Below are 23,605 nucleotides of genomic sequence, written 5' to 3' on the forward strand. Positions count from 1 at the left end.
TCAAGGGAATTCCCTTGAGCGCGCTGGCGCAGGACCTCGCTCTCCCCGTCCAACAGCATCGCCGCGCAACTCGTTCAGGCAGCCGGGCTGAAGACCGTGGACGGTCATGCACGAGTGAGAACACTGCTGCCCGAGCCGCTTGAACGGGCGCTCGCCGCCCTGCCGCAGCCCTTCACCGTCAGCGAGGCCTGCCGCGTCCTGGACACATCGCGACGGGTCGCGCTGCCCCGGCTGCAACTGCTGGACCACGGCTCCGTGGACAGCGGCAACTCGCCCCTCCGTCTGCATGTCCTCGACCAGGCTGCACCTCGCCGCTAGCGCTGCTTCGTTGTGCGTCCGGCACCGACCTCGTCGCGGACGGCGGTGTCGAGGTCGGTGGCGGTCAGACCGAAGGTGTCGGTCGTCTCCGTGGCGTCCATGTGGAACGGTGCGTACCACTGGTAGTCCATCTCTGCCACCTCGCGGGCGATCGGTACGACCAGGCCGGTAGCGCGCATCACGAAGCGCGGTAGCTGGATCAGTTTGATCGGTGATCGACCTGCTGCTGCGGCGTAGCGTCCGGCGAGCTCGCGGACGGTGATGGCGGGCGGGGACGGCACGTGCCAGGCCCGGCCCCACGCCCGTTCTTCCGACGCCAGCGTGACGAGTGCCTGTGCCATGTCGGTGTTGACCGTGAAGGTGTGCGGCATGTCCAGGTGACCGGTGATCCAGGCTGCCTTGCCCTTCGTCAGGGCCGGCTCGATGAGCAGGGAGTAGATGCCGTTGGCGCCCTTGCCGACGTAGTCGGAGCCGCGGACCTCGACCGTGCGGATGCCCGCGGCGAGGGCCTGTTCCCACAACCTTTTGCGCAGCAGTCCTTTGTGTCCGGTCGCGGCCATGGGGGTGTGTTCGGTCATCAGGCCACCGGGCTGCGGGCCGTAGGCGTACATGCTGCCGGTCAGGGCGAGGACGGCGTCATTCGCCTTCGCGGCGGCGATGACCGCCGTCTGCAGGGGCGGTAGCAGGCGTTCCCATTCCGTGTAGGAGGGAGGGTTGGCGCAGTGATAGATGACTTCGGCGCCGCGGGACAGTTCGGTCAGGCTGGACGGGTCGGACGCGTCCGCGGCGACTCGCTCGATCGACGGGTGCTCGGGGCCCGATCCGCTGCGGGTGATGATCCGGACGTCGTGGCCACGCTCGACGAGCAGGCGAGCGACGTTGCTGCCGATGGATCCGGCGCCGATGACGACGTGTTCGACCATGACTGTTCTCTCCGTTCCAGAGTCTCGGTCAGTGATCCACGCCGGAGCCGGTGTAGCTGGGCACATCGGCGAGCATGCCGGCGACCTGCGGGTTGAGCTCGTTGCGGCGCCGATGCAGTTCCTGGATCTTGCCGTTGAGGTCCGGGTCCTCGTCGTCGCTGATGTCGAAGATCTCCATCCGCTCCACCAGATTCAGTCCCAGGTGGTCGGTCTGGTAGGTGGTCGGGTGCGTCAGGTAGGCGAAGAGGCCGTCGAGGTCCTGCATGACGAACACCGCGCTGTGGGTGTAGTCGCCACCAAGGTCACGTCCGACGATGAACGACTGGATGGCGGGGTTCGACCTGCCCTGGTTGCGCCAGCCCTCGAGTGCGGCCTCGACCTGTTCTGGCGTCGCGGTGGCCTTCATCGTGACGCGGCAGATGTGGTGAATCATGGTCAACCTCTCGTGTTCTAACGACGTTAGATTTCCTAACGTTGTTAACCATGGCGCACTCCTCCGACAGGGTCAAGGGCGGTCGTTAGTGTTCGAGGACACCATCGAGGGCGAAGTGACGGACCATGTCGATCAGCACGAGACGGGCCCGCGAACGGGCGAACACCCACGAGCGGATCATCGAGGCGGCGTTGCACGTGCTCGAGACCGAAGGCCCTGCGGCACTGACGATCCGGCGCATCGCCGGCGACGTCGAGTACTCCGCACCCGTCGTCTACCAGCACTTCGCCAACAAGGACGCGCTAGTCCTGGAACTGGTCGCGCACGGCCACCGCCTGATGCTGACCGAGGTCCTCCACGCCGTCCAGGAGGCCGATGTGGACCTGCGCATGAGGCGCATCGCGTCGGAGTACGTGCGGTTCGCCGGCGAGCACCCGCACCTCTACCAGGTCATGAACGACCCTGCGGTCGACACGGACGAACGGCGGCGCGTCGTGGAGCCGGCCATCGACTCCCTCAAGGAGTTGCTCACCACCTGGTCCGCCGCACACGACGTCGTCCTGGCCGATCTCGACGAGGCCTGCGAGGCCCTCTGGGGCACGATGCACGGCATCGCCTCGCTCGGTCACCTCGGCAACGATCGTGCCCGCCGCCTGGCCGAACACACCCTGCAAGCGATTCTTCTCGGCTGGCGCACCAAGGTGTTCGCGAACGACCAGAACCAGCAAAAGGAGATGCGGGGATGACACTGGCCCATGGTCGAAACCCACACGGTCTCCTCGATCCTGCAGTTGGCCGGTGATGTCGCGCAGGCTTTGGCTCGTGGCGTCGACGCCCATCCCCTGGCTGCGCGAGTGGATCTCGCTGCGGCTGTTCTCGATCGCGCGTGACAGCTCATCGCTCGGCTGGCGGCTGCCAAGCGTTGGCTATCGCGACCTGCTGGAGTTCACGAGGTGAAGGTCGTCGTGGTCGGACGCGGCAGCTCCGGTGCTCGCTGCTACTTCAGATCGAGATGCTGATGACGGTGGACGTCGAGGAACAGTCCGGTGCGAGCAGCGGAGCGGCGTGCAGAGCGCGGCGCACCCTAACAGGGAAGTGTTCCAGGACATTCGTGGATCAGCGCGAACAGATCACCTAGCTCCGAGACACGTTCGAGCACGTCGTCCGCGGTGAACTTCAGCTGGTCAGGCTGGTGGCAGTGTCAGACCTCGTGCCAGGTGAGGGGAGTGGCGACGGTGGGCTCGTCGCGGCCGCGCAACGACTACAGGCTGATGGTCGTCTTGGCGACGTTGTTCTGGCTCCAGTCGATGAGAACCCTGCTCGTCCGTCGAGACTTCGCCATCGTGGCGGTGACCTGCTGGGGCGTTTCCCGTTCGAAGTTCGTCGCGATGGTCTTCGCGTAGGCGGAGGGCGCCTGCACGTTCGCCTTCTTGATGCCACATAGATCTGGAGGCCTTTGAAACCGGACGTTGCGGGCACCGGGGTGAGGCCGTCCGCCGTCAACACGTCGTGCAACCGTTCGGCCACTCTGCAGCAGTCGACGACGGTGGTGCCCGGTCCGGGATCGAGGTCGAACACGAGGCGGTCCGGCGGGTTCCTCGATCCGTTGCCCGAGAGGGTCCATTGAGGAACGTGCAGCTCGATGGCGGCGAGGTTCGCTAACCACACGAGCGGGCGAGCTCGTGAATCAGCGGGTACCTGACAATCTCGTCGGCATCTGACTTGGACGGTTTACTCGCCGACCTGACCACCCAGCTCATCGCGGCAGGCACTGCGGCGGGGCTGACTCCGGTCGACCGGTGCGTCGCGCTGACCGCGGAGTTGCGTGATGGCCGCCTGATCACGCGAGCCACGCTCGCCGCGCGGCGTGCAGCTCGCGCCACCGCCTCGCCGGCCGCTCGTGGCCCACCACGAAGTGCTCGTCTTCCAGCTCGCCCACGACGCCGAGCTTGCTGCCGTGGCAGTTGGCGATGCCGATGGGTTTGACCTGCTGGACGAGACGGTGGGAGGTCGTTGTGGCCTCGCTGCGTGAGATCGTCCGTGGCGGCACCGACGTGACCGTCGGCTCGCTGTGCACGGGCTACGGGGTCTTGACCTCGGTTTGCTCGCGGCTCTCGGCCGCGGACGAATGCTCGCCCGCCTCGACGAACTCGAAGCCGATCTGCTCGACCGCCGGACCCGCGCCGAAGCAGAGAACTGGGCACGGTCTGGCCGAGACCGCCTTTGCTTCTTGCAGTCGTCAGTGTGGGAACAACGATGCCAGGACCAGGCATCTCCGGTCAGGGCTGGAGCCAGCGGTCGAACCAGGCACGGGTGCGACGCAGGACGTCGAGTTGGTGGTTGCGTTCCCGGATCGAGTGGCCCTCCCTGGGATAGATCACGAACTCGTGCACGGCACCGAAATGGCGCAGGGCCCGGTGGAAGTACACGGCTTGGCCGAGGGGGACGTTGGTGTCCTCGGCGCCGTGCAGGATGAGCACCGGGGTGCGGACGCGGCTGGCAAAGGAGACCGGGCTGACCGCGTCGTGTGGGTGTGGGCCGATCCCATCCCACCCGATGCTGCCGCTGAGCGCGCCGTCGAGCTGGCCGTGCTCCCCGGTCGCGGCGAGCATCCCCCAGTCGGTGATACCCGCGTTGACCAGCGCGGCGCGAAACCGGTTCGTCTGCCCGATCGCCCAGGCGGCCATGAAGCCGCCGTGGCTGCCGCCGGCGATGCCCAGTCGGCCGGGGTCGGCGATGTCCTCGGCGATGAGCAGGTCGATGCCGGTCAGGATGTCGGACCACTCCTCCCGGCCGACCCTGCCCGCGACGCTGGCCGCGAACTCGTGGCCGTGGCCCTGGCCGCCGCGCGGGTTGGGCAGGAACACCGCGTATCCGGCGGCGGCCAGCCACTGTGCCTGTGCGCTGTGGAACGAGAACAACTGGAGGCGATCGGCGTACCGGTCGTCGGGGCCTCCGTGCACGATCGTGACGAGTGGGAACGGGCCGTCCGAGGCGGATTTCCCGGCCGGCAGCACGAGCAGACCGTCCAGATCGAGGCCGTCGGCGGCTCGATAGGCCAGCGGTCGCTGGGTACCGAATGCGATGCCGTTCAGTTCGGGGCGGGTGTCCGTGATCTTCCACAGCGGCCCGGTCGGTGGCCCGACATGAACGTTCGTGGGTTGGTAACGGGTGCCGGTCAGTGCCGCGATCGTCTTGCCTGCTGGGGTGGTGGTGAGGGCGTCGAGGTGGCCGGGGTGCTGCGACAGTGGCGTGGGACCGTCGGGGTCGAGCCGGGCCAGGGTCGTGTTCAGGCCGTTGGCGAAGACCACCAGCGGGGCGGCGTCGGTCTGGCACAGTTCGGTGGGGCACATCGGCAGGTCGGCGGTGCGGTTGCGGCGGACGAGACTGCTCATAGCCAGGTCAAACACGGCGGTGCCGGCGTGGAGGACCGGTGGGGTGAGGGCGATGTAACCGAGGTGCCAACCGTCTTCAGCCGACCACCAGGCCAGGGATTGTGCGTCGACCTCGACCGGTCCGAGGTCTTTCGCGGTCCCCGTGGCGGGGTCGAACAGGTGCAGCTGGCCGGTGCGGGGGCCGTAGTCCTTGTCGGCGCTGGCCTGGGTGAGGACGGCGAGCGGGCCACCGTCGGGTCGTTGCCGCAGTTCCACGACGTGCCGGTCGCCGAACACATCCGGGGTGGTGACCTGGCCGGTGCGCAGGTCAAGCAGGCGCAGCCGAGCACGCGGTTCGCGTTCGCCGAAGACAATGGCGTCGTCACGGTCCCGGGCGCGGCGCACGTCCTGCTCGGTGGGCTCGTCCTCGGCGAGCAGCGCGATCAGGTTGGGATCGGCGAGCGGCCGGTGGTCGATGATGCCGGCACGCCAGCGGGTCACCGCGATCACCACGTCGTCGGCGGGGCTGAGCCGATGCAACTGCGGAGTGCCACGCTCGGCGCGGTCGGACAGGAAGTACAACGTGCCCGAGTCCGCGGACCAGCGGGGCCGGGACTCCGTCGCGGTGTCGGCGGTCACCCGACTCCACACACCGTCGTCGTTGATATCGGCCAGCCAGAGTGCGGTGTCGAGGTGGTCACCGATTCGGCTGATGGGGGCGAGGACGTAGCAGAGCAGATGCCCGTTCGGAGCGAGAGCCGGTGTCTGCGGGACGCGACCCTCGACCACGAGTTCAGCGGTCAAACCTGTCATGTGATCAGTGTGTCAACGTTAACAGCGCACCATGTGGACGAGTCACTGCGCTCGGCACGCTCGGCCGAAGCGTGCAGTTGAAGGCTCCGTCAGTTCCGAGGCGAAACCACAGCACCTGGACTCCGGAGCAGATGATGAGGTTCCTCGAGCACGTGCAATACCACCGCTGGCATGCGTTGTGGGTTCTCGAGGCCTCGACCGGAGTCCGCCGCTCAGAGCTCTGCGGTGCGGAGATCACGGCCTTCGACCTCACGAAAAAGGTCGTTCGCATGGCCGCCACCACACGAGTCATCGCAGGTGAAAAGGCGGTGAAGGATGCGGGCAAGAGCCAGAAGAGCCGTCGGCTGCTTGCCCTGGACAGCTTCACCACCGGAGTGCTGACCGTCCACTTCCAGCAATTGGAGAAGGAGAAGCGGGATTGGGGAGACGCCTATCAGGACCACGGGCTGGCGTTCTGCTGGGAAGACTGTAGGCCGATCTACCCAGACACCATCACGGAGGAGTTCAACAAGATCGTCAATTTCCTGGGGCTGCCGAAGATTCGATTCCACGACGTGCGTCACACCTACGCGACCATGTCGCTGCGGGCCGGTGTGCACCCGAAGATCGTCAGCTCTCGCCTGGGACACGCGACGGTGGCGTTCACGCTCGACATCTGCTCGGCGGACATCGAGGACCTTGATCGTGACGCCACAGAGGCAGTGATTGGTCTGTTCCTGCCGCCCTCGCAGAGAGGGCTGGTCTGACGTGGAACGACCCGGTTTAGCACCACTTTTTGCACCGAGGTCCCGGAACGAGCGGTCTGCGAGTGCCCGACAAACCCGAAAGCCCCCGACCTGTGAAGGTCAGAGGCTTTCCGGTTGTGTGGGCGATACTGGGATCGAACCAGTGACCTCTTCGGTGTGAACGAAGCGCTCTCCCGCTGAGCTAAACGCCCGTGTTCTGTTGTGGTGCTGTCCCGCTCTCGCGGTGTGGCCATAGCCTACAACATCATCAACGAGAACCAAAAATCGGGCTCTGCAACCAGGTCCACTCCACGCCGAACCAGCCTCCCACCAGTGCGAACACGTTGAGGAAGTAGCAGGTGACGAGGACGATGGCGCAGACTCCCGCCATCACCAGGCCGCGGACCCAGGCCGGCTGGCGCTTGAGCCACGCCACCCAGCGGTCGTAGTAGCGCTTCGCGAACTTCAGGACTCGGCCTGCCCACTCGAACTCCGTGGCGAGGATGGCCAGGCCCGCGAAGACCACGAGCCAGCCTGGGCCCGGGTACGGGATCATGACGATGCCCGCGATCAGCACCAGGCCGCCGATCACGCCCACGCCGATTCGGTAGGCCAGGTTGAGCGCCGGGTTTCGGTGGAACCAGTGGCGCCAGCCCTTGTGCTCGTCGGGCTTCACTTCGGGCTTCGTCATGTGTCGATCATCCTGTTGGGATTCAGGCGGGTGCAACCTGACCGCCTGCCAGCACCTCCGAGGGTTTCGGCGGGGCTTGGCGGCCTGGTTCGAGCGACACCGCGAAGGTCGTGTGCTTGTGCGCGTCGGCGGACCAAGACAGCAGTTGCGGGTCTGTGGTGCCTGCGCGCACGTCGAACACCGCCAACGGTACCGGCGCTTTGGTACTTGCACCCCAAACTACGTAAACGTGGCCCGTGTCGTTCGGTTTGAGGTTCATCGGCATCACGGCGCCCGAGGTCGGGTTCGAGAGGACCACGGCCACCTCGTCGCCTGAGGTCGTGCGCAGGACCGCCCTGTTCGTGGCCGGGTCCGCGGCCAGGGAGAGGGCCTTGTTCAGGTCGTCGGTGCGTGCCTGTGCGGCCGTGACCTCGCTCGAGAGTTGGTTCACGCGCACGCCCAGGTAGCCGGCGCCTGCCAGTACGGCCAACGCTGCCGCGGCGGCCAGCAGCACGCGGCCGGTGCGGCGGCGGTGTTGCGGGCGCAGCGGAATCGGGGCCGCGTGGCGCGGGGTGTGTTGCTCAGGCACGTCCTGGGGGATGTGCTCGATCTGTTCCATCAGCCTCGCGCGCAGGCGGGGTGGTGGTTGTTCTTGGCGGACCGCGCCGCCGATGCCCGCCAGCACCTCCTGCGTCGCCTGCACGGTGCGCTGGCACGTGGTGCAGGTCGGCAGGTGGTCGCGGACCAGTGCTTCCTCGTCGGGCTCCAAGGAGTGCATCGCCCAGCCGACGGCGAGCTCCTCCTGAGCGCACAGGTCGCCGTTCACCGGTGAACTCCCGTCGTCTCGCCGGTCTCTCCGGCCCACAAGTTCCCCAACGTGCCTCTCAGGCGTCTGATCGCCGCGAACGTGCGCGATTTCACAGTGCCCAGGGGTACGCCTGTCAGCTTTGCCACTTCGCACTGCGTGTAGCCACCCAGATAGGCGAGCGCTATTACCTGGCGCTGTTCTTCGGGCAGCGTGTGCAGGGCCGCCCTGACCTCGGCGCTCACCACGCTGACCAACGCTGCGTGGTCGGAGCCTTCGGCAGGAGGGGAGACATCGTCGGTTAGGGGAACAGTCCGACGACGCTGAGTGTTCTCCTTACGTACGGCGTCCACCGCGCGGTGGTGCACCAGAGTCATCAACCAGGTGCCGAAACTTCCGCGGGCGGGGTCGAACCTGGCGGGGTTCCGCCAGAGCGCGAGGAAGGCTTCCTGGACGACGTCCTCGGCCAGGTCCGGGTCGACGCAGATGCGCCTGGCCAGCGAATACGCTGGTGTGCTGTAACGGTCGTACAGCTCACCGAACGCCGGCCGATCGCCCTGTGCGAGTCTTTGCACGAGCTCGAAATCGGTCGGCCGGCCGTCGCTCGACGCGACGGTTGGGCCGGGCGAGTCAGCCACCAGAGATGTCCTCACGTCCAACATTCGCGCAACAGCCGGTACCGGGTTCAGGTTAGACCCAGCAAGATGGGAGTCGCTGAACGTCGGCTAACGAGCGAGGAGGACACGGAGCGCGTGCATACGGTCGCGTTGCGGAGTCAAGCTGACCCGATGGGGTGATCTGGGCCCGATTCGCGAGCGTTCCTCGCCACATGCACGTCACAACTAAGGTGCTCGGTCGTTTCATTGACCGGGAAGGGAGAAGAGGGTAACGACGATGCGCAACGATCACGTGACGCTCCGCTCGACAGCGGTCTTCGACCTGCTGGCACCGAGGACCCCTGCGGTCCCGGTTCAAGTGGAGCTGCGATACGACACAAAGGACCCGTACGCGGTCGTCGCCGCGTTCCGCACCGGCCGCGCCGGTTGGGTCGAGTGGGTTTACGCCCGCGACTTGCTCGCCGACGGTCTCATCGCCGACGCCGGTGACGGTGACGTCCGGATCCGCCCCGCCGCCGACGACCCCGAGGTCGTCGTGATCGAGCTGAGCTCGCCTTCCGGGCACGCCATGTTCGAGGCGTCCGCCCAGGAACTCGCCGACTTCCTCGACCGGACCTACGACGTCGTCGTGCCGGGCAACGAGCACCTCTGGGTCAACGTCGACGAGGCGCTCACGCACCTCATCTCGAACGACCTCAGCTGAATAACCCGAGGTAGGGGGCCCGCGATGGCGATGCGGGACCCCCCGGTGAAACCCGCTTGAACCGCTCGTATAAGCTTTGTTTCAACATCATGAAGTCAGTGATGAACGCGGATGTAGCGCAGTTGGTAGCGCATCACCTTGCCAAGGTGAGGGTCGCGAGTTCGAGTCTCGTCATCCGCTCTGTGGTTCCCCGGCGCCAGCCGTCGTGGAGTCATGCTCCTGGCGGAGTGGCCGAGTGGCTTAGGCAAGGGCCTGCAAAGCCCTGTACACGGGTTCGATTCCCGTCTCCGCCTCGGACGATTAGCTCAGCGGGAGAGCACTACCTTGACACGGTAGGGGTCACAGGTTCAATCCCTGTATCGTCCACGGTACTCGGGGCGAGTTGTGTTCGCGGATAGCGCGAACCAGCTCGTCCCGTAGTGTTTTCTGGGGGTGCAACCCCCAGACCCCGCCCGGCGGGCTTCGCCCCCGGACCCCTATCGGTGGTCGCTGTTGTCTCCGGCCTGGCCGGCAGGCTCAAGATCAGCCGATTTGGAACTTCGGGGGACCGTCGGATAAAGTTCCTCTCGCGCCACGGGAAACCGGCGGGGCACGCGGATGTAGCGCAGTTGGTAGCGCATCACCTTGCCAAGGTGAGGGTCGCGAGTTCGAGTCTCGTCATCCGCTCGGACGATTAGCTCAGCGGGAGAGCACTACCTTGACACGGTAGGGGTCACAGGTTCAATCCCTGTATCGTCCACTCCCAAGAAGCCCTCGATCACCATGATCGAGGGCTTCTTGCTGTTCCGGGGTGGAGCGCGCAAGGCATCCAGTTTTTGTCCAATTCCGGTCGGCGCAGCTGAAAATGCCCACTTTTTTGTCTTTTATCGACCGGGGTGGCGCACCTACCGTTGTGCGCTGTGTCCTACAAGTACGATTTCTTCATCAGTTACTGCCGATACGGCAGTGTGCAGAGATGGTTGATCAACCACTTCCTGAACAAGTTCAAGGAATGTCTGGCAGATCAGTACGCGCCAACTCCGACGGTGTACGTCGACCGCACGATGGAGCGCGCCGTGCACTGGCCGTCGAACCTGCAGGACGCCCTGCGCCACAGCAAGATCATGATCCAGCTCCTGACGCCGCAGTACTACGAGTCGCGCTGGTGCATGGCTGAGCAGAAGAGCATGCGGGCCAGAGAGGAGATGCTCGGTGTCGCGAGCATCGACGTCTCCCAGGGGCTGATCTACCCGATCCTCTACTCCGACTCCGAGAACTTTCCGCCCAAGGAGAAGGAAAGGTCGTGGGTGGATTTCAAAGACGTGGCGCACCCGGACCCGGTGTATCAGCAGAGCCGGAAATACCTTCGATTCCACACGCGGGTGAACGATCTCGCGGCTGATCTCGTCCGGCTCGCCAAGCAGGCGCCCCCGTGGCAGCCGGACTGGCCGGACGTCGATCCACCGGAACCCCCTCTTCTGCCACCACCCCAGATACCGAGGTTCTGACCATGGCCGGGACCGTCATCACCTTCTACTCGTACAAGGGCGGCGTCGGTCGCAGTTTCACCATGGCCAACATCGCGGTGCTGCTCGCTCGCTGGGGTTATCGGGTTCTCACGATCGACTGGGACCTCGAAGCTCCCGGGCTGCACCACTACTTCGCACCGGTGCTCCAGGCGGCACCGAATGGGGGCGTGATCGATCTCGCGCACGATTTCCTCGCCGGCGCGAAAGAACCCACCACCCACGTCGTGAAGGCCGCGGTAGGGGGCAACGGCACGCTCGAGTTGCTGGCCGCGGGGAAGATGGACCGCTCCTACATGCAGCGGATGCAGACGATCGACTGGGAGAAGCTCTACGAGAAGGGGTTCGCGACCTTCCTCGAGGTGTGCCGCGACCGCTGGACCACCGACCACGACTTCGTGCTGATCGACAGCAGGACCGGCATCTCCGACATAGCCGGCATCTGCACGGCTCACCTGCCGGACCGCCTGGTCGTCGTCTTCACCGCCAACGACCAGAACCTCGACGAGGTCGTGGACATCACCCGCCGCGCCGACGACGCGCGAGATCGGATGCCCTACGACCGGCCCCGGCACACCGTGCTCCCCGTGCTGTCCCGGCTGGACAACCGGGTCGAGTACGAACGTGCGGACAAGTGGCAGCGCAAATGCGCCGCGGTGGTCGCCCCGCTGTTCGAGAACTGGCTCGTCAAGAGCGTTCCGGAAGATCTGATGCTGCGGCATCTCACGGTCCCGTACGTCTCCTACTGGAGTTTCGGCGAGCAGTTGCCGGTGCTGGAGGAGCTCGTCCCGTCCCCCGACCAGATCTCGTACGCGCTGGAGACCATCGCCGCGGTGATCGCGCAGGGGTTCGACCGGACCGACGTGCTGGAGGACAACCGCGACGCCTACGTCGCGGCCGCGCGCAACCACCACCGCGACTTCGACCTCGACCTGCTGGTGTCCAGTCCCCGGACGCTGTTGAAGGCCACCGAGGAACTCATCACCGAACTGACCGCGCTCGGGCTGCGGGCAGATCGCTCGGTGTCCGGCGACCCGGAGATCCTCGAGAAGACCGGTGATCCGGCGGAGCACCTGTGCCTCCTGGTCGACGGACTGGCGAGCCGGTGGCAGATCACCGAGGCCGAGCGCTTCCTGCGGCACACCATCGGGCCCGAAGGCGATCAGCGGCAGTTGTTCTGCGTGCTGACGAAGAACACGGATCGAGACGAGCTACCAGGCTTCCTGCGCAATCTGCGGCACCTGGAGCTCGGCCCGCGTCCGGAGCTGGTCGCGCGGCAGCTGCACACCCTCATCCAGGGGACCCCCGAGCACGAACCGAACCACGAGGCGTTGCTGACGGCCGCGACCGCGTTGCGAGGCCTTCCGGTCGAGATGCCCTACGCCGGCCGGTTCGTGCTCGTCCAGGAAGCCGTCCACGGCATGACGGCGGCGCTCGACAGCGGCGCCGTGGAACTGCTGATCGACCACTCGGCTGATCTCGCGCTGATCAGCAAGGCGCACGGCAACGGCGCCAGGACCCCGATGCCACCGGAGCTGCGAGCCGCCGTGGGAGAGCTGCTCGCCCGGATCGATCGACGACTCGACGCGTTCACCGACTGAGAGAGGCGGCGTGATGCCGGAGAAGTTTGGCGCCCCGGAACGTGCGGTGCTGATTGTGCTGGTCCTGGCGAATCGGGCGATGCCCAACACGGAGCTGGGCGGCCAGGTCAGGCTCACCAAGCCCGGTCGTGAGAAGTTGAACAAGGCCGGCTTGATCCGGACGGACGACACCGTCACGCCGATGGTCCACGAGATCACCGACGAAGGAATCACCTGGTGTCTGAAGGATCTTGTCGATGGTGAGCTGCCGCCGAGGACGCCGTCGTACGCACGCGCCGGCTTCGGCCTGCTGCGGAAGCTCGTCCTGCACCACGATTCCCGCGGGACGCTCATCGAGGTGATCCGGTCCCGGGACCTGGAGTCGTTGATCCGGTCCGTCTACGAGGAACTGGCCGTCGAACCGCAGGACTGGATCCGGCTCGCCCGCATCCGGCCCCGGCTCAACGGCGCGGACAAGGGCGAGGTCGACGAGACGCTGGTGAAGATGATGAAGACCGGCACCGTCCACCTGGCGCCCGAGTCCAACACCAAGGTGCTCACCGCCGAAGACCACGCCGCCGCACTGCGGGTCGGCAGCGAGGATCTGCACCTCGTGGCGATGGAGGAGTCGTGACCGCACAGTTGCGGGAAGCGTTGGCCGCGTTGCGGTTCAACTCCGCCGAGACCCCGGACGACGTCTGGCGCACCTCGCCGTCCCACGTCGACGGTCTGCACACGCGAGCGGAGCACCGCATCCGGACAGCGATCGCGGATGCCAGGGACAGCACCGGTTCCAACCCCATCGGGCTCGTCTTGCAGGGGCGGAAGGGGGTCGGCAAGACCCACCTGCTGGGCACCGTGCGCAGCATGGTGCAGGAAACCGGTGGCTACTTCTTCCTGATCGAGGTCACCTCCGCGGCGATGTTCTGGGACGACGTGGCCGACTCCATGCGCAGCGAGCTGCTCCGGACCGACGACAGCGGCCAGCTCCAGCTCATCCTCCTGCTGCGGCAGTTGTGCCGGGGCGCCGACATGTCCGAGCAGGTCACCAAGGCGATCGTGAACGAGGCGCCGCTGAAGCCCGATCACCTGACCGCTCTCATCGACGGGCTGCGCAAGGTCGACGCCCGGATCGCCAGCGAGTGCGACGAGGTGATCCGCGCGCTGGTGCTGTACGCGTCCAGGCACTCGTCGATCGGCAGGAACTACCTCGAGGGGCTGGACGACGCGGACGGGGAGCGCCGCGGGTGGGGCCTGTCCGCCAGGACGAAGTCCTCGCAGCAGGTGGTGCGGGACATCTCGCGCGTCCTCGCGATGACCGGTCCCTGCGTGGTCGCGATCGACCAGTTGGACACCGTCGTCAACAAGACCCTCGACCTCATCGAGGACGACCTCAGCCCGGAGGAGGCGCGGGAGCTCGCGCTCATCTCGGACGGGTTGATGCAGCTGCGCGAGATCACCCGGCGAACGCTGACGATCGTCGCTTGCCTGCCCACCACGTGGATCAAGCTGCGCCAGGCCGCCAGCGACACCGTCGGCGACCGGTTCACGCTGACACCGATCCTGGGCTCCGTCACCGATCCCTCGATCGCCAGGACACTCGTGGCGAAGTGGCTCGCCGTGATCTACCAGAGCAAGGGGATCACGCCGCCTCACCCGACCTGGCCGGTGGCGGCGGAGGCGTTCGGCGAAGACTGGAGGGAAGAGACCCCGCGCACGTTGCTCAAGCGCCTTCACTCCCACGCGGAGGCGTGCCTGCACGGCGAGGTCCGGGAGCTCCGCTCGTTCCAGGAGCCGGAACAGCAGGAGACGCCCGCGCCGGCGGTCCCGTCCGCGCCCAAGTCAGGTCCCGTACCGGACTACCTCGCCGAACTCGACGCCAAGTTCGCGCGGCTGCGGGAGAAGGCCGCGCCCGCCGCCGCCGAAGTCAGGTCGCAGAACGAGGACGACGTGATGCCGGCGCTGCTGCTGGCAGGGCTGAGGTCGTGGGTCACCGAGATCGGCAACGACGATCTGGCGTGGCATCCCGAGCCCCAGGCCCAGGACAAGAGTCTCCACGCGAGCCTGCGGCACACCGTGGACGAGGAACGGGACGTCGAGGAGCGCTGGGTCTTCCGGCTGATCGCCAGCAGTCACGGCAACAAGGTGCTGCGCAAGTTCCGCAACGCGCGTGCGGCGGCCGAGGACGGACGCGGCAGGCACCTCGTCCTGATCCGCAAGGGCTCCACCGGCTGGACCGGGGCGAAGACGAAGGGCGAGGTCGCGGAGTTCGTGCAGCGCGGCGGCAAGAGCGTCGACGTGTCCGACGACGACCTGCGCACGTTCATCGCGCTCAAGGAGATGTGGTTGTCGCAGTCGCACCAGCTGCTCGCATGGCTGGTGGCGCGGAAACCGGCCAGCAGCAACACGTTCCTGCGGAAGATCCTGCCGGATCCGGCGAGGAGCGGGACCAGGAGTGGGCACCAGGAGACACGCCCTCCGCCGCGGCCAGAGCAGGCGACGCCCCAGCAGACGCTCCAGCCGCGGTCTGAGCCGCGGGCCGACGGAGCGATCGTGCTCGGGATGGACGGCGAGATCCGGATCGAGCTGGAGTCGTTGCGCAAGCACGCCATCGTGTTCGCCGGGTCCGGCAGCGGGAAGACCGTGCTGTTGCGCCGGATCGTCGAAGAGTGTGCGCTGCAAGGGGTTTCGGCGATCGTGCTGGATCCCAACAACGACCTGGCCCGGCTCGGGGACGCCTGGCCTGAGGCTCCGGGGGAGTGGCGGGCGGGCGATGACGCTCTGGCCGCCGAGTACCTTGCCGGGACTGAGGTCGTGGTGTGGACGCCTGGACGGGCTGCCGGGCGGCCGTTGAGTTTTCATCCCTTGCCCGATTTTGCCTTGGTACGAGGGGATGAGGATGAGTTTGGAGCGGCTGTTGAGGCCGCTGTGGCTCGGTTGGTGCCTCATGCGCGGATTGCCAACGAGACGAAGTTCGCCGTTCGTGGGCGGGCTGTGCTCAAGGAGGCGTTGAAGTACTACGCGCGCAACGACAGGCGGGATCTGAACGGGCTCGTGGATCTGTTGGCCGAGTTGCCGGACGGGGTCAGCAAGTTGTCCTCGGCGACGACCACGGCGGCTGATCTGGCGGAGACGCTCAGGGCCGCGATGGTCAACGATCCGCTGCTCGCGGGCACTGGAGAGGCGACGGATCCCGGGGTGTTGTTCGAGCCCTCGCAGGGGAAGAAGGCGCGGATCTCGGTGATCAGCTTCGTCGGGCTCGCGTCCGACGAGCAGCGGCAGGGGTTCATCAGCCAGTTGCAACTGGAGGTGTTCGCCTGGATCAAGCGGAATCCCGCTGTGGATCGGCCGCTCGGCGGGCTGATGGTGATGGACGAGGCGCAGACGATCGCGCCTTCCGGGCAGGCGACGGCCAGCACGCAGACGACGATTCTGCTGGCGTCACAGGCTCGTAAGTACGGGCTCGGGTTGTTGCTGGCGACGCAGGCGCCCAAAGGCGTGCACAACCAGGTCACCGGCAATGCGACCACGCAGTTCTTCGGGCGGTTGAACAGTCCCGCGCAGATTGCCGCGGCCACGGAGATGGCGCGGGCGAAGGGAAGTTCGATCACGGACATCTCGCGGCTCGAACGCGGGCAGTTCTACGTCACCGGGGACACGTTCGGGTTCCGGCGAATGCTCGCTCCGCTGTGCCTGAGTCATCACCCGCCCAGTCCGTTGCGACTGGAGGAAGTGATCGAACGAGCCAGGCAGTGAGAAAGGGCGGTGTCCCCACAACGGGGGCACCGCCCTTTTCGCGTCACGCGGTCGCGGTCAGCATGTCCTCGATTCGTTGCCACAGCGTGGAGAACAGCTCCGGGGACTCGCCCAGGACGACGAAGTTCACGATGTCGTCGTCGCGCACTTCGAGTGCGTACACGGCGTCGTTCGCCCGTTCGACGCGCACCGCGACTGTCGTGCCGCCCAGGTGCAGGGTGCCGGCGAGACCGCGCCTGGTGAGTGCGGGGGACGCGGCGGCGAACTGTTCGGCGAGGGTGCGCAGGGCGCTGCTGGGCGCGGGAGGCTCCGGCTGCTTGAGCGCCGCCACCAGGTCGGCGACGGGGACGCGGTCGTGGCCCGCGGTCTCGGCGGCCTCGATGCGGGCGACGAGGGTGTTGACGAGATGTTCGTCCGCCCGCAGGTACGTCACGTTCGACGACGTGGGCGGCTCGCCGGTCAGCACCGGCAGCACGTGTTCGCGGTCGTTCACGATCTCGTCCACGGTGGACACGAACGGCACGAGGAAGCGCACCTCTGCCTGCGGCAGGTCGTTGCTCTCCAGCACGGTCAGGCCGCGCTGACGGCACGCCTCGACCACTTCGTCGACCACGGCGCGCTGTTCCTCTGCGAACGACACGGCGATGTCGCAGGTCGCGGATTCGGTCACTCCAAACCTCCCTGATGACGACCGGCCGGCGGCCGGGCGCGTGCAGCATCCACAGCCGGTGTTGACCAGAAGTGGATGAGGAGTGGACGTGTTGACCACCTCGGTGGGCAACGGGAAACACCTGTTTTCAGGCTTTTCCAGGACGAATGCTCGAAGGGAGCCCGCAGAGAGCGGGCGAAATCCGGAAATCAATTCCGACTCCCTTCGGAGGATTCGCCATGTCCAAAATCGTGTCCACTTTCGTCGCGGGTGGCGCCACCCTGCTGACCGCACTCGCCGTCGCCGCCTCCCTTTCCGGTGGCGTCGCGGCCAACGCGGACGGCAACCCGCCGCCGCCTCCCACGACGACCACCACGGAGACCCAGGACGGCCACGGCAACCCGTGGCACGGATGACCTGACGCAAATGCGCCCCGGCCATTTCTCGAAACGGCCGGGGCGATTGCGGAGGAACGGTCGGGATGATGTACTCGGAAGACGCCGGAGCGGGAGGCAATCATGTCCGAAACTTTTGGTGAGTTGCTGCGCGCACACCGCATCGCGGCGGGTCTGTCGATGGGACAGCTGGCCAAGCTGATCCATTACAGCAAGGGATATCTCAGCAAGATCGAGAACGATCTCAAACCGCCGACCCCGACGGTGGCGCGGCTGTGCGACGGGGTGCTGGACGTCGGTGGCCGGCTGGTCGAGGCCGCCGCTCACACGCCGTCCTCGCGGGACACCAGGGGCCTCGACCGGCGTCAGGTGCTGGTGGCCGGAACGATGCTCGGCGTCGGCGCGTTCGCCGGCAGCGGAGGGCGGCCGGTGCCGGACGAACACGTGATCGCCGGGATGCGCTCCTCGTTCGAGCAGTTGCGGGGCCTGGGACTGCGGACCAGTCCGCAGGTGGTGCTCGAACCGTTGCGGGCCTTGCAGCACACGATGCACGGCATGGCGCGGGAGAACGCCGGACCGGTAGGCACCCGGCTGCTCCTGCTCGCCGCGCGCATCGCCGAGTACACCGGCTGGATGTGCCAGGAGGCGGGTGACGAGCAGGGCGAGCTGTGGTGGACCAGGCACGCGTCCGAACTCTCCCGTGCGGCGGGAGATCCGGACATCGCGAGCTACGCGTTCGTGCGGGAGGCCGGCCTGGCGCTCTACCGCAGGGACGCGTCCGCCACGATCAACCTCGCCCAGCAGGCGCAGTGGATCGGCAGGGCCGGCTCACGCGTCCTCGCCCTGGCCGCCCGGCGCGAGGCGCAGGGCCACGCGCTCGCGGGCGACCGGGGTGCCGCGGAACGGGCGTTCGACCGGGCCGCGCGTCAGATGGAGATCGCCGCGCCGGACAGCCCGTACCCGGTGCTCGGGTCGAGCGCTCCCGACCCGCTGGAACTGGCCAGGGGCTGGGCGTTGTCCGATCTCGGGCTCAACGCCGAGGCCGCGGTCGTGCTGGACCGGCAGCTCGCGCTGGTGCCGGCCACGTCCCGCCGCAGCCTGGCGAGGTTCGGTGCCCGGCGTTCGCTCGCGCTCGCGTTGTCGGGCGAGGTCGACGAGAGCTGCCGCTCGCTCGCCTTCACCCTGGACCACGCGGCGCACGTCGACTCCGCGACGGTGCGAACCGAGCTGAGGCAGCTCGCCAGAATCCTGGGCCGGTGGCACAACCATGGTGCGGTGCGCGAGGTCTACCCCGACCTGAAACGACTGTTCGTTCACCGCTGACCGCACGCGCACGTCAGCTCGGCCCGTTCCCGCCGCACCTCCTCGGCTTCCGGCTGGTCGAGCTCGCGGTACACGGCCTCGGCCATTTCCCAGTGCGCCACGGCTTCCGCGTGCCGGCCCAGGGCGTGCAACGTCCGTGCGGCGCCGATCTGGCCGTACGACTCGTGCGTGCGGTTGCCAGTACCCGTGGCCACGTCCAGCAACTCCTGGTAGAGCAGCAGCGCCGCGCCCGGCCGGCCGCGGTCCTTCTCCGTGGCGGCCCGGTCGCGCAGGAGGCTTCCCCGCAGTTCCGCGTCGGCCAGCCCGGCGGCCGCCTTGGTCGCGAGATCGTGGTGGTGCAACGCTTCGGGGAACCTGCGCGCGAGCCGGTGGGCGTCGGCGATGTTGGTCAACGCGTAGGCCGCCACGCAGAGGTCGTCGAGTTCGACCGCGATCTCGTGCGCCTCCAGGTGGTTCAGGATCGCCGCGTCGAGCATCCCCAGGTGCTGCTGGTTCGCGCCCAGGTTGTTCAGCACGTGGGCGAGCCCCTGCCGGTGGCCGCTCTCCCGCAGGAACCGCACGGCGGCTTCCTGTTGCGCCACCGCGACTTCGTACCTGCCGTGCTGCTCGTTGAGGTAGCCGAGCAAGCTCAACGCGTGCCCCTGGCCGCGCACGTCCCCGCACTGCTCGTACTTCGCCAGCGCGGCCTCGACATGCCTCATCGCCTCGTCGTGCGGACCGAGTTGCATCTTCGAGACGCCGATCGCGCACAACGCCGCGGCCTCACCGGCCACGTCGCCCAGCCGGGTCCAGCACGCCAGCGCCTGTCCGGCCAGGTCCAGCGCCTCGGTGTGCCGGCCACGCCGGTCGTTGGCGATGGACAGGCGGTAGAGGACGTGCGCTCGGCCGTGGTCGCCGTCCGGCCGCACGGAACTGACGGCGTCGATCCAGTCGTCGATCCGGTTCGCGGTGTTGAAGTGCCGCCAGATCAACGAGGCGAGCAGCCACGCGCGGTCCGAGTCCGCCTGCTTGATCGCGGCCATCAGGTTGTCGCGTTCGGCGATGATCCACGCCATCGCCTCGTCCTCGAGCGCGAACCGCAGACTCCGCGGGCTTTCCCGTTCGACGGAGGGCAGGGCGGCGCGGTCGAACGGGTACGCGACGTTCACGGCGTCCGCGAGCGTCACGAGGTAGAAGTCGAGCAGGCGTTCCAACGCGTCCGCGGAGGGAGGTTCGAGAGCGGCGAACTCCTTGATGGAGTCCAGCATCTGGTAGCGCTCCGGCGCGACCTCTTCCAGCAGGCAGACCTCGTGCAGGTCGTGCAGCAGCTTGCGGGTGACGGCGATGTCGGTGCCGATGAGCGCCGCCGCGCCGACGATGTCCACGTCGGGTCCCGGCAGGTGTCCGAAAAGACGGAAGACCTGCTGCTGGTGGGCGTCGAGTTGCCGGTAGGAGGCGTGGATCGCGGCGCCGTCCTCCCGCCACGCCCCGTTGTCGTCCAGCTGGCCGATCAGGTAGTCGAGCGACCACCTGTCGTGCTTGCGCAGCAACGCCGCCGCGACGGTGATCGACACCGGCATGTACCCGCATCGCTTCACGAGCCCGGCGACGTCCGCGGACCTGCCGCGCACGCGCGACGAGCCGTTCGTCAGCCTCTGGAACAGCGCGGACGCGTCGCCGGCCGGCATCGGAGCCAGCCGCACGTGCTCGCTGATGTCCGGCTCGCCCATCTTCCTGCTCGTGACGACGGCGAAGCACTCGCGCGTCTCGGGCAGCAACGGCCGGATCTGCTCGGGTGACGCCGCGTTGTCCAGCACCACCAGCGTTTTCGTGCCGTAGAGCCGTGACTGGTAGACCGTCGCCTTGCGACCCACCGTGTCGGGGATCTGCTCCGCGGGCACGCCCAGGTCGGTGAGCAGCTGGCTCAGCGCGTCCGAGACGGACATCGGCGCCACGTTCGGCGTGAAACCGTTGAGGCGCACCAGGAGCTGACCGTCCGGGAACCGGTCGCGCAGGCGGTGCGCGGCTTCGACGGCCAGGTCGGACTTGCCGACGCCGGGCGGGCCGCTGATCCACACGGCGCGCCGTTCGTCCGAACCGGCGGCGGCCGCGGCGATCTTGTCCAGCTCGTCGGACCGGCCGGTGAACGCGCCGGGGCGGGACGGCAGCGAACTGGCCGGTTCACCGCGCCGGGCGCGTTCCGCGAGGTTGCGCAGCACGGTTCCCGGCTCGATGCCGGACTCGGCGAGCGCGGCGGACGCGGTGTCGAAGACCCGGAGCGCGCCCGCTCCGTCGCCGCCGGCGATCAACGCCCGCATCAGGAGCTCGGCGTACTTCTGGTGGTCGGGGGAGGTGCGGGTGGCGCGGCGCATCCGGTCCCTCGCCGACCGGTGGTCGCCCGTGACGAGTTCCAGTTCGGCCAGATCGCCGAGCGCGTCGTGGTAGCTCTCCGTCGGCACGAACACCTCGGCGCCGCCGACCCTGTCGATGTCGATGTCGTCGAGGAACCGGCCGCGCCACAACGCCACCGCCTCGCGCAGCAGGTCGATGGCCCGGCGCTGGTCGTTGTCCTGCTGGGCGAGCGCGGCCTCCCCGCGCAGCCGGTCGAAGCGGACCGTGTCGATCTGGTCCTCGTCGACGCGCAGCACGTACCCGGTCGCCGTCGTCTCGATCTCGGCGTCGGTGGGTTCGAACGCCGTGCGCAGGCGCTTGATGTAGCTGCGGACCAGGCTCCGCCGGTCCGGGTTGCCCTGCCACACGATCTCGGTGATCCGTTCGGGTGACACAGGTTTGTTCGCGTGCAACAGAAGTACGACGAGGATGAAGCGTTGTTGCTGGTCCCCCAACGGTACGGCGGTGTGGTCGTGCCACGCCTCCAGTGGACCCAGCATTCGAAATTCCACGCCGCCTCCCGATCTGTTGCTCTCGTCTGGGGGGAATGTCGCGCAAGGTCCCGTCTGCGTGTCACCGAATCAGCTTTTTGTCCACGTTTGATCAACGCGATCCGGTAACGGTGCACGGCATGGACCGTGAGGTGTTGCCTTGTTACGTGGTGTGCGATGTGTCCTTCTCGATGGCCGGCCACATCGACGAGGTGAACGCCGGCATGCGGGAGTTCCGCGGTGTGGTGCACGCGGATCGCCGCAGAGGTGCCCAGATTCGGCTCTGCGTGGTCGTTTTCGCGGAACGGCCGCTGGTCGTGCGGCCTTTGTCGCCCGCGCTCGATCCGCTCGAAGTTATTCGACCGCGCCAGGAATCGGGTTCTGCCTTCGGATCCGCGTTCACCCTCGTGCGCACCGTCATCGAGCGTGACGTGGAGAGCCTGAAGGCGCAGCGACTGCGGGTGCGGCGGCCGATGTTGTTCTTCGTCTCGGACGGCAGGGCCACGGATCCCGCCTGGCCCGCCGCGCTGGAACGGCTCAGCGCCACGACCTCGTGCCCGGAGATGATCGCGTTCGGGTTCGGGGCCGTCGACCAGCCCGCGCTCGACCGCATCGGGAGCTCGCGGGTCTTCCTCGGCGGTGACGGGGTGCGGCTGGGCATCGCGCTGGCCTCGTCGGTGGCGCGGACGGTGCTGCGCCCGGACCACGTCTGACCGATCCACGGCGTGTCCACTTCTCGTCCACATGGCCGACGCAACCTGCCCCCGCAGCACGTGAGCACGCAAGGGGAGGAGAACCGGGGATGACGACGGCGAGCCTGGTCCAGGAGCTGAAGACCCTCCGCAAGGGGCGAGGGGTGCACGCGGGACGGATCACGGACAAGATCGGTCCGGCGCTGGCAGCGGCGTGCGGGATCACCGAGGCCGACGGGGCGGTCGCGGCCAAGCAGAAGCTGGTCACCCGGCTGACAGACCTGGTCGAGCAGCTCCCGGAGGACCTGCACCTCGCGGCACGGGTGGCGTTCGGCCTCATCTCGGACGTCCGGCACCCGCTCTACCAGGAGCGCGTCGGCTGGCTGGCGGCCACGATCGACCGCGACGCCCGCACCGTGCGCCGGCGTGTCGACGAGGCCGTGGAACAGCTGGCGGAGCTCGCCGCGACGACCATGCGCCGGGACGCGGGTGGCTGGCACACCGCGGAACTGGCCGTGGCGGTGATGCTGGACCAGGAACGGCCGGAGGTGCTGGAGCGCTACCAGATCGTCGTGAACCAGGACGGGGTGACGTCGTTCGACTTCGTCGCCGCGTTCCCCGTGCACCGGCGGGACGTGGAGGCGCAGCTGCTGTACGGCGGCACGTTGCAGGACCGGGGCAACCTGGACCGGCCCGGCTTCCGGCTCGTCCCGGCCGAACCGCTGGCGCGGGGCGAGACCCACGACTTCGCGATCCGCTACCGCCTGTCCCACCGTGACGCCATGCGCCCGTGCGTGCTGCACGTGCCCGAACGGCCGTGCGAGGTGTTCGACCTGCGCGTGCGGTTCGAGCACGACCGCAAGAGGCTCGTGCGGGCGTTCGACGGGGTGCTGCGGTCCGAGGCGGAGCCGGTCGGGACGACTCAGTCCGTGGACCGGGCGGGGGAGATCCACCTGCGGTTCCGGCGGCTGCTGCCCGGGCTGCTCTACGGCGCCCGGTGGGGCAACGCGGCCGTGTGCTCCGCGCGCAGGGCCTCATGACCGGCGGGGCTCGTACCAGGTCTCGCCCACCGGTTCGCCCGCCATGTTCCACGCCCAGACCCTGGTCGGCGTGATCCGGCAGTAGACGCCGGGGCCGACGATGCCGGTGCGGGCCTCCGGGTCGTCGGCGGTGCCGTAGACGCGGATCGCCCGCGCGACGAACGGGGTGAACGAGACCAGGTCGTCGACCACGAGCGAGACCTTGCGGCGGCCGGCGGTGATGTTGCGGAACTTGCGGGTGTTCCTGACCTGGTCACCCGCGCCGCCGACCCAGAGGTGCGTGCCGTCGTACTCGAACGCCAGCGGTACCACGTCCGGCCAGCCGTCCTCGTTGATCGTGGCCAGGCGGGCCAGGGGCTGTTCGCGCAGGTAGGCGATCTCCTCATCGGTGAACATGCCCCCTATACGAACAGGGGCGGGCGT

General features: G+C 67.7%; 24 protein-coding genes, 6 tRNA genes and 1 pseudogene. 18 read left to right on the top strand and 13 right to left on the bottom strand.

Annotation, left to right across the window (positions count from 1 at the left end; all coding sequences use genetic code 11):
- Positions 1-114 precede the first annotated feature (114 nt).
- Positions 115-318, top strand: coding sequence for a hypothetical protein (locus ACH413_RS26940; RefSeq protein ID WP_360031677.1), 204 nt, complete (start codon positions 115-117; stop codon positions 316-318).
- On the opposite strand, the gene ACH413_RS26945 is transcribed toward ACH413_RS26940, so the two are convergent.
- Positions 315-1,241 carry an NAD-dependent epimerase/dehydratase family protein gene (locus ACH413_RS26945; protein WP_360031675.1) on the bottom strand — a complete coding sequence of 309 codons (927 nt, stop codon included), beginning with the start codon at positions 1,239-1,241 and terminating at the stop codon, positions 315-317. The two genes, ACH413_RS26940 and ACH413_RS26945, sit on opposite strands and share 4 nt — an antisense overlap.
- A 28-nt stretch (positions 1,242-1,269) precedes the next feature.
- On the bottom strand, positions 1,270-1,674 hold the full coding sequence (locus ACH413_RS26950) for a Dabb family protein (protein WP_360031673.1): 405 nt from the start codon (positions 1,672-1,674) through the stop codon (positions 1,270-1,272).
- Positions 1,675-1,799: 125 nt separating this feature from the next.
- Here ACH413_RS26950 and ACH413_RS26955 point away from each other — a divergent pair, with 125 nt between their 5' ends.
- On the top strand, positions 1,800-2,420 hold the full coding sequence (locus ACH413_RS26955) for a TetR/AcrR family transcriptional regulator (protein ID WP_360031671.1): 621 nt from the start codon (positions 1,800-1,802) through the stop codon (positions 2,418-2,420).
- Positions 2,421-2,475: 55 nt separating this feature from the next.
- On the top strand, positions 2,476-2,631 hold the full coding sequence (locus ACH413_RS26960) for a hypothetical protein (RefSeq protein WP_360031669.1): 156 nt from the start codon (positions 2,476-2,478) through the stop codon (positions 2,629-2,631).
- 304 nt (positions 2,632-2,935) lie between these two features.
- Here the strand turns inward: ACH413_RS26960 and ACH413_RS26965 are convergent, their stop codons facing one another.
- The 4 genes and pseudogenes from ACH413_RS26965 to ACH413_RS26980 all read right to left on the bottom strand — a co-directional run bounded on the left by ACH413_RS26965 (position 2,936) and on the right by ACH413_RS26980 (position 5,861).
- Entirely contained in the window at positions 2,936-3,094 is a 159-nt protein-coding gene (locus ACH413_RS26965; protein ID WP_360031668.1) for a hypothetical protein, read from the bottom strand.
- A gap of 65 nt (positions 3,095-3,159) precedes the next feature.
- A pseudogene (locus ACH413_RS26970) lies at positions 3,160-3,342 on the bottom strand (ATP-dependent DNA ligase); the annotation flags it as partial.
- 172 nt (positions 3,343-3,514) lie between these two features.
- Entirely contained in the window at positions 3,515-3,724 is a 210-nt protein-coding gene (locus tag ACH413_RS26975; RefSeq protein ID WP_360031666.1) for a hypothetical protein, read from the bottom strand.
- Positions 3,725-3,953: 229 nt separating this feature from the next.
- Complete coding sequence (locus ACH413_RS26980) at positions 3,954-5,861, bottom strand: prolyl oligopeptidase family serine peptidase (RefSeq protein WP_360031664.1); 1,908 nt, start codon at positions 5,859-5,861, stop codon at positions 3,954-3,956.
- A gap of 134 nt (positions 5,862-5,995) precedes the next feature.
- Between ACH413_RS26980 and ACH413_RS26985 the strand changes: the two genes are divergently transcribed.
- Positions 5,996-6,607, top strand: a complete 612-nt coding sequence (locus tag ACH413_RS26985) for a site-specific integrase (protein WP_360031663.1) — start codon at positions 5,996-5,998, stop codon at positions 6,605-6,607.
- Between the two features lie 119 nt (positions 6,608-6,726).
- Here ACH413_RS26985 and ACH413_RS26990 read toward each other — a convergent pair.
- The 4 genes from ACH413_RS26990 to ACH413_RS27005 form a co-directional block, all read right to left on the bottom strand.
- Positions 6,727-6,798 (bottom strand) — tRNA-Val (locus tag ACH413_RS26990).
- A 56-nt stretch (positions 6,799-6,854) separates the two neighbouring features.
- Positions 6,855-7,277 carry a TIGR02611 family protein gene (locus ACH413_RS26995; protein ID WP_360031661.1) on the bottom strand — a complete coding sequence of 141 codons (423 nt, stop codon included), beginning with the start codon at positions 7,275-7,277 and terminating at the stop codon, positions 6,855-6,857.
- A gap of 22 nt (positions 7,278-7,299) precedes the next feature.
- A complete protein-coding gene (locus ACH413_RS27000) occupies positions 7,300-8,082 on the bottom strand; it encodes an anti-sigma factor (protein ID WP_360031659.1) in 783 nt (260 codons plus the stop codon).
- The gene (locus tag ACH413_RS27005) at positions 8,079-8,699 is read right to left on the bottom strand and encodes a sigma-70 family RNA polymerase sigma factor (RefSeq protein ID WP_360031657.1); all 621 of its coding nucleotides are present in this window, start codon (positions 8,697-8,699) and stop codon (positions 8,079-8,081) included. The genes ACH413_RS27000 and ACH413_RS27005 overlap by 4 nt, the downstream gene beginning before the upstream one ends.
- A gap of 256 nt (positions 8,700-8,955) precedes the next feature.
- On the opposite strand from ACH413_RS27005, the gene ACH413_RS27010 reads away from it, so the two are divergent.
- The 10 genes from ACH413_RS27010 (at position 8,956) to ACH413_RS27055 (ending at position 16,222) form a co-directional block, all read left to right on the top strand.
- Entirely contained in the window at positions 8,956-9,381 is a 426-nt protein-coding gene (locus ACH413_RS27010; RefSeq protein WP_030477975.1) for an SsgA family sporulation/cell division regulator, read from the top strand.
- A 107-nt stretch (positions 9,382-9,488) separates the two neighbouring features.
- Positions 9,489-9,561 (top strand) — tRNA-Gly (locus ACH413_RS27015).
- Positions 9,562-9,602: 41 nt separating this feature from the next.
- A tRNA-Cys gene (locus ACH413_RS27020) sits at positions 9,603-9,674 on the top strand.
- Position 9,675: 1 nt separating this feature from the next.
- Positions 9,676-9,747: transfer RNA gene (locus ACH413_RS27025), tRNA-Val, on the top strand.
- Positions 9,748-9,974: 227 nt separating this feature from the next.
- Positions 9,975-10,047, top strand: a tRNA-Gly gene (locus tag ACH413_RS27030).
- Between the two features lies 1 nt (position 10,048).
- Positions 10,049-10,120, top strand: a tRNA-Val gene (locus ACH413_RS27035).
- A gap of 136 nt (positions 10,121-10,256) precedes the next feature.
- On the top strand, positions 10,257-10,868 hold the full coding sequence (locus ACH413_RS27040) for a TIR domain-containing protein (RefSeq protein ID WP_360031655.1): 612 nt from the start codon (positions 10,257-10,259) through the stop codon (positions 10,866-10,868).
- A 2-nt stretch (positions 10,869-10,870) separates the two neighbouring features.
- On the top strand, positions 10,871-12,487 hold the full coding sequence (locus tag ACH413_RS27045) for a KGGVGR-motif variant AAA ATPase (protein ID WP_360031653.1): 1,617 nt from the start codon (positions 10,871-10,873) through the stop codon (positions 12,485-12,487).
- Positions 12,488-12,500: 13 nt separating this feature from the next.
- On the top strand, positions 12,501-13,100 hold the full coding sequence (locus ACH413_RS27050; protein ID WP_360031651.1) for a hypothetical protein: 600 nt from the start codon (positions 12,501-12,503) through the stop codon (positions 13,098-13,100).
- On the top strand, positions 13,097-16,222 hold the full coding sequence (locus ACH413_RS27055; protein WP_360031649.1) for an ATP-binding protein: 3,126 nt from the start codon (positions 13,097-13,099) through the stop codon (positions 16,220-16,222). Before ACH413_RS27050 ends, ACH413_RS27055 begins: the two co-directional genes overlap by 4 nt.
- A 43-nt stretch (positions 16,223-16,265) precedes the next feature.
- Here the strand turns inward: ACH413_RS27055 and ACH413_RS27060 are convergent, their stop codons facing one another.
- A complete protein-coding gene (locus ACH413_RS27060; RefSeq protein ID WP_360031647.1) occupies positions 16,266-16,892 on the bottom strand; it encodes a hypothetical protein in 627 nt (208 codons plus the stop codon).
- A 218-nt stretch (positions 16,893-17,110) separates the two neighbouring features.
- On the opposite strand from ACH413_RS27060, the gene ACH413_RS27065 reads away from it, so the two are divergent.
- Together ACH413_RS27065 and ACH413_RS27070 are read left to right on the top strand one after the other, a co-directional pair.
- Positions 17,111-17,287 (top strand): hypothetical protein, encoded by a 177-nt coding sequence (locus ACH413_RS27065; RefSeq protein ID WP_360031645.1) that lies wholly within the window; start codon positions 17,111-17,113, stop codon positions 17,285-17,287.
- Positions 17,288-17,389: 102 nt separating this feature from the next.
- Positions 17,390-18,589, top strand: a complete 1,200-nt coding sequence (locus tag ACH413_RS27070) for a helix-turn-helix transcriptional regulator (RefSeq protein WP_360031643.1) — start codon at positions 17,390-17,392, stop codon at positions 18,587-18,589.
- On the opposite strand, the gene ACH413_RS27075 is transcribed toward ACH413_RS27070, so the two are convergent.
- Positions 18,580-21,459: a BTAD domain-containing putative transcriptional regulator gene (locus tag ACH413_RS27075; RefSeq protein WP_360031641.1), complete on the bottom strand. Its 2,880-nt coding sequence runs from the start codon at positions 21,457-21,459 to the stop codon at positions 18,580-18,582. The two genes, ACH413_RS27070 and ACH413_RS27075, sit on opposite strands and share 10 nt — an antisense overlap.
- A gap of 131 nt (positions 21,460-21,590) precedes the next feature.
- Between ACH413_RS27075 and ACH413_RS27080 the strand changes: the two genes are divergently transcribed.
- Both ACH413_RS27080 and ACH413_RS27085 read left to right on the top strand, forming a co-directional pair.
- A complete protein-coding gene (locus tag ACH413_RS27080) occupies positions 21,591-22,163 on the top strand; it encodes a hypothetical protein (RefSeq protein WP_360031639.1) in 573 nt (190 codons plus the stop codon).
- Between the two features lie 89 nt (positions 22,164-22,252).
- Positions 22,253-23,182, top strand: coding sequence for a hypothetical protein (locus ACH413_RS27085; protein ID WP_360031638.1), 930 nt, complete (start codon positions 22,253-22,255; stop codon positions 23,180-23,182).
- Here the strand turns inward: ACH413_RS27085 and ACH413_RS27090 are convergent.
- The gene (locus ACH413_RS27090) at positions 23,177-23,578 is read right to left on the bottom strand and encodes a PPOX class F420-dependent oxidoreductase (RefSeq protein WP_360031636.1); all 402 of its coding nucleotides are present in this window, start codon (positions 23,576-23,578) and stop codon (positions 23,177-23,179) included. The two genes, ACH413_RS27085 and ACH413_RS27090, sit on opposite strands and share 6 nt — an antisense overlap.
- Positions 23,579-23,605: the final 27 nt, after the last annotated feature.

Source organism: Lentzea sp. NPDC020367, from assembly GCF_044387305.1.
Lineage (GTDB): Bacteria > Actinomycetota > Actinomycetes > Mycobacteriales > Pseudonocardiaceae > Lentzea.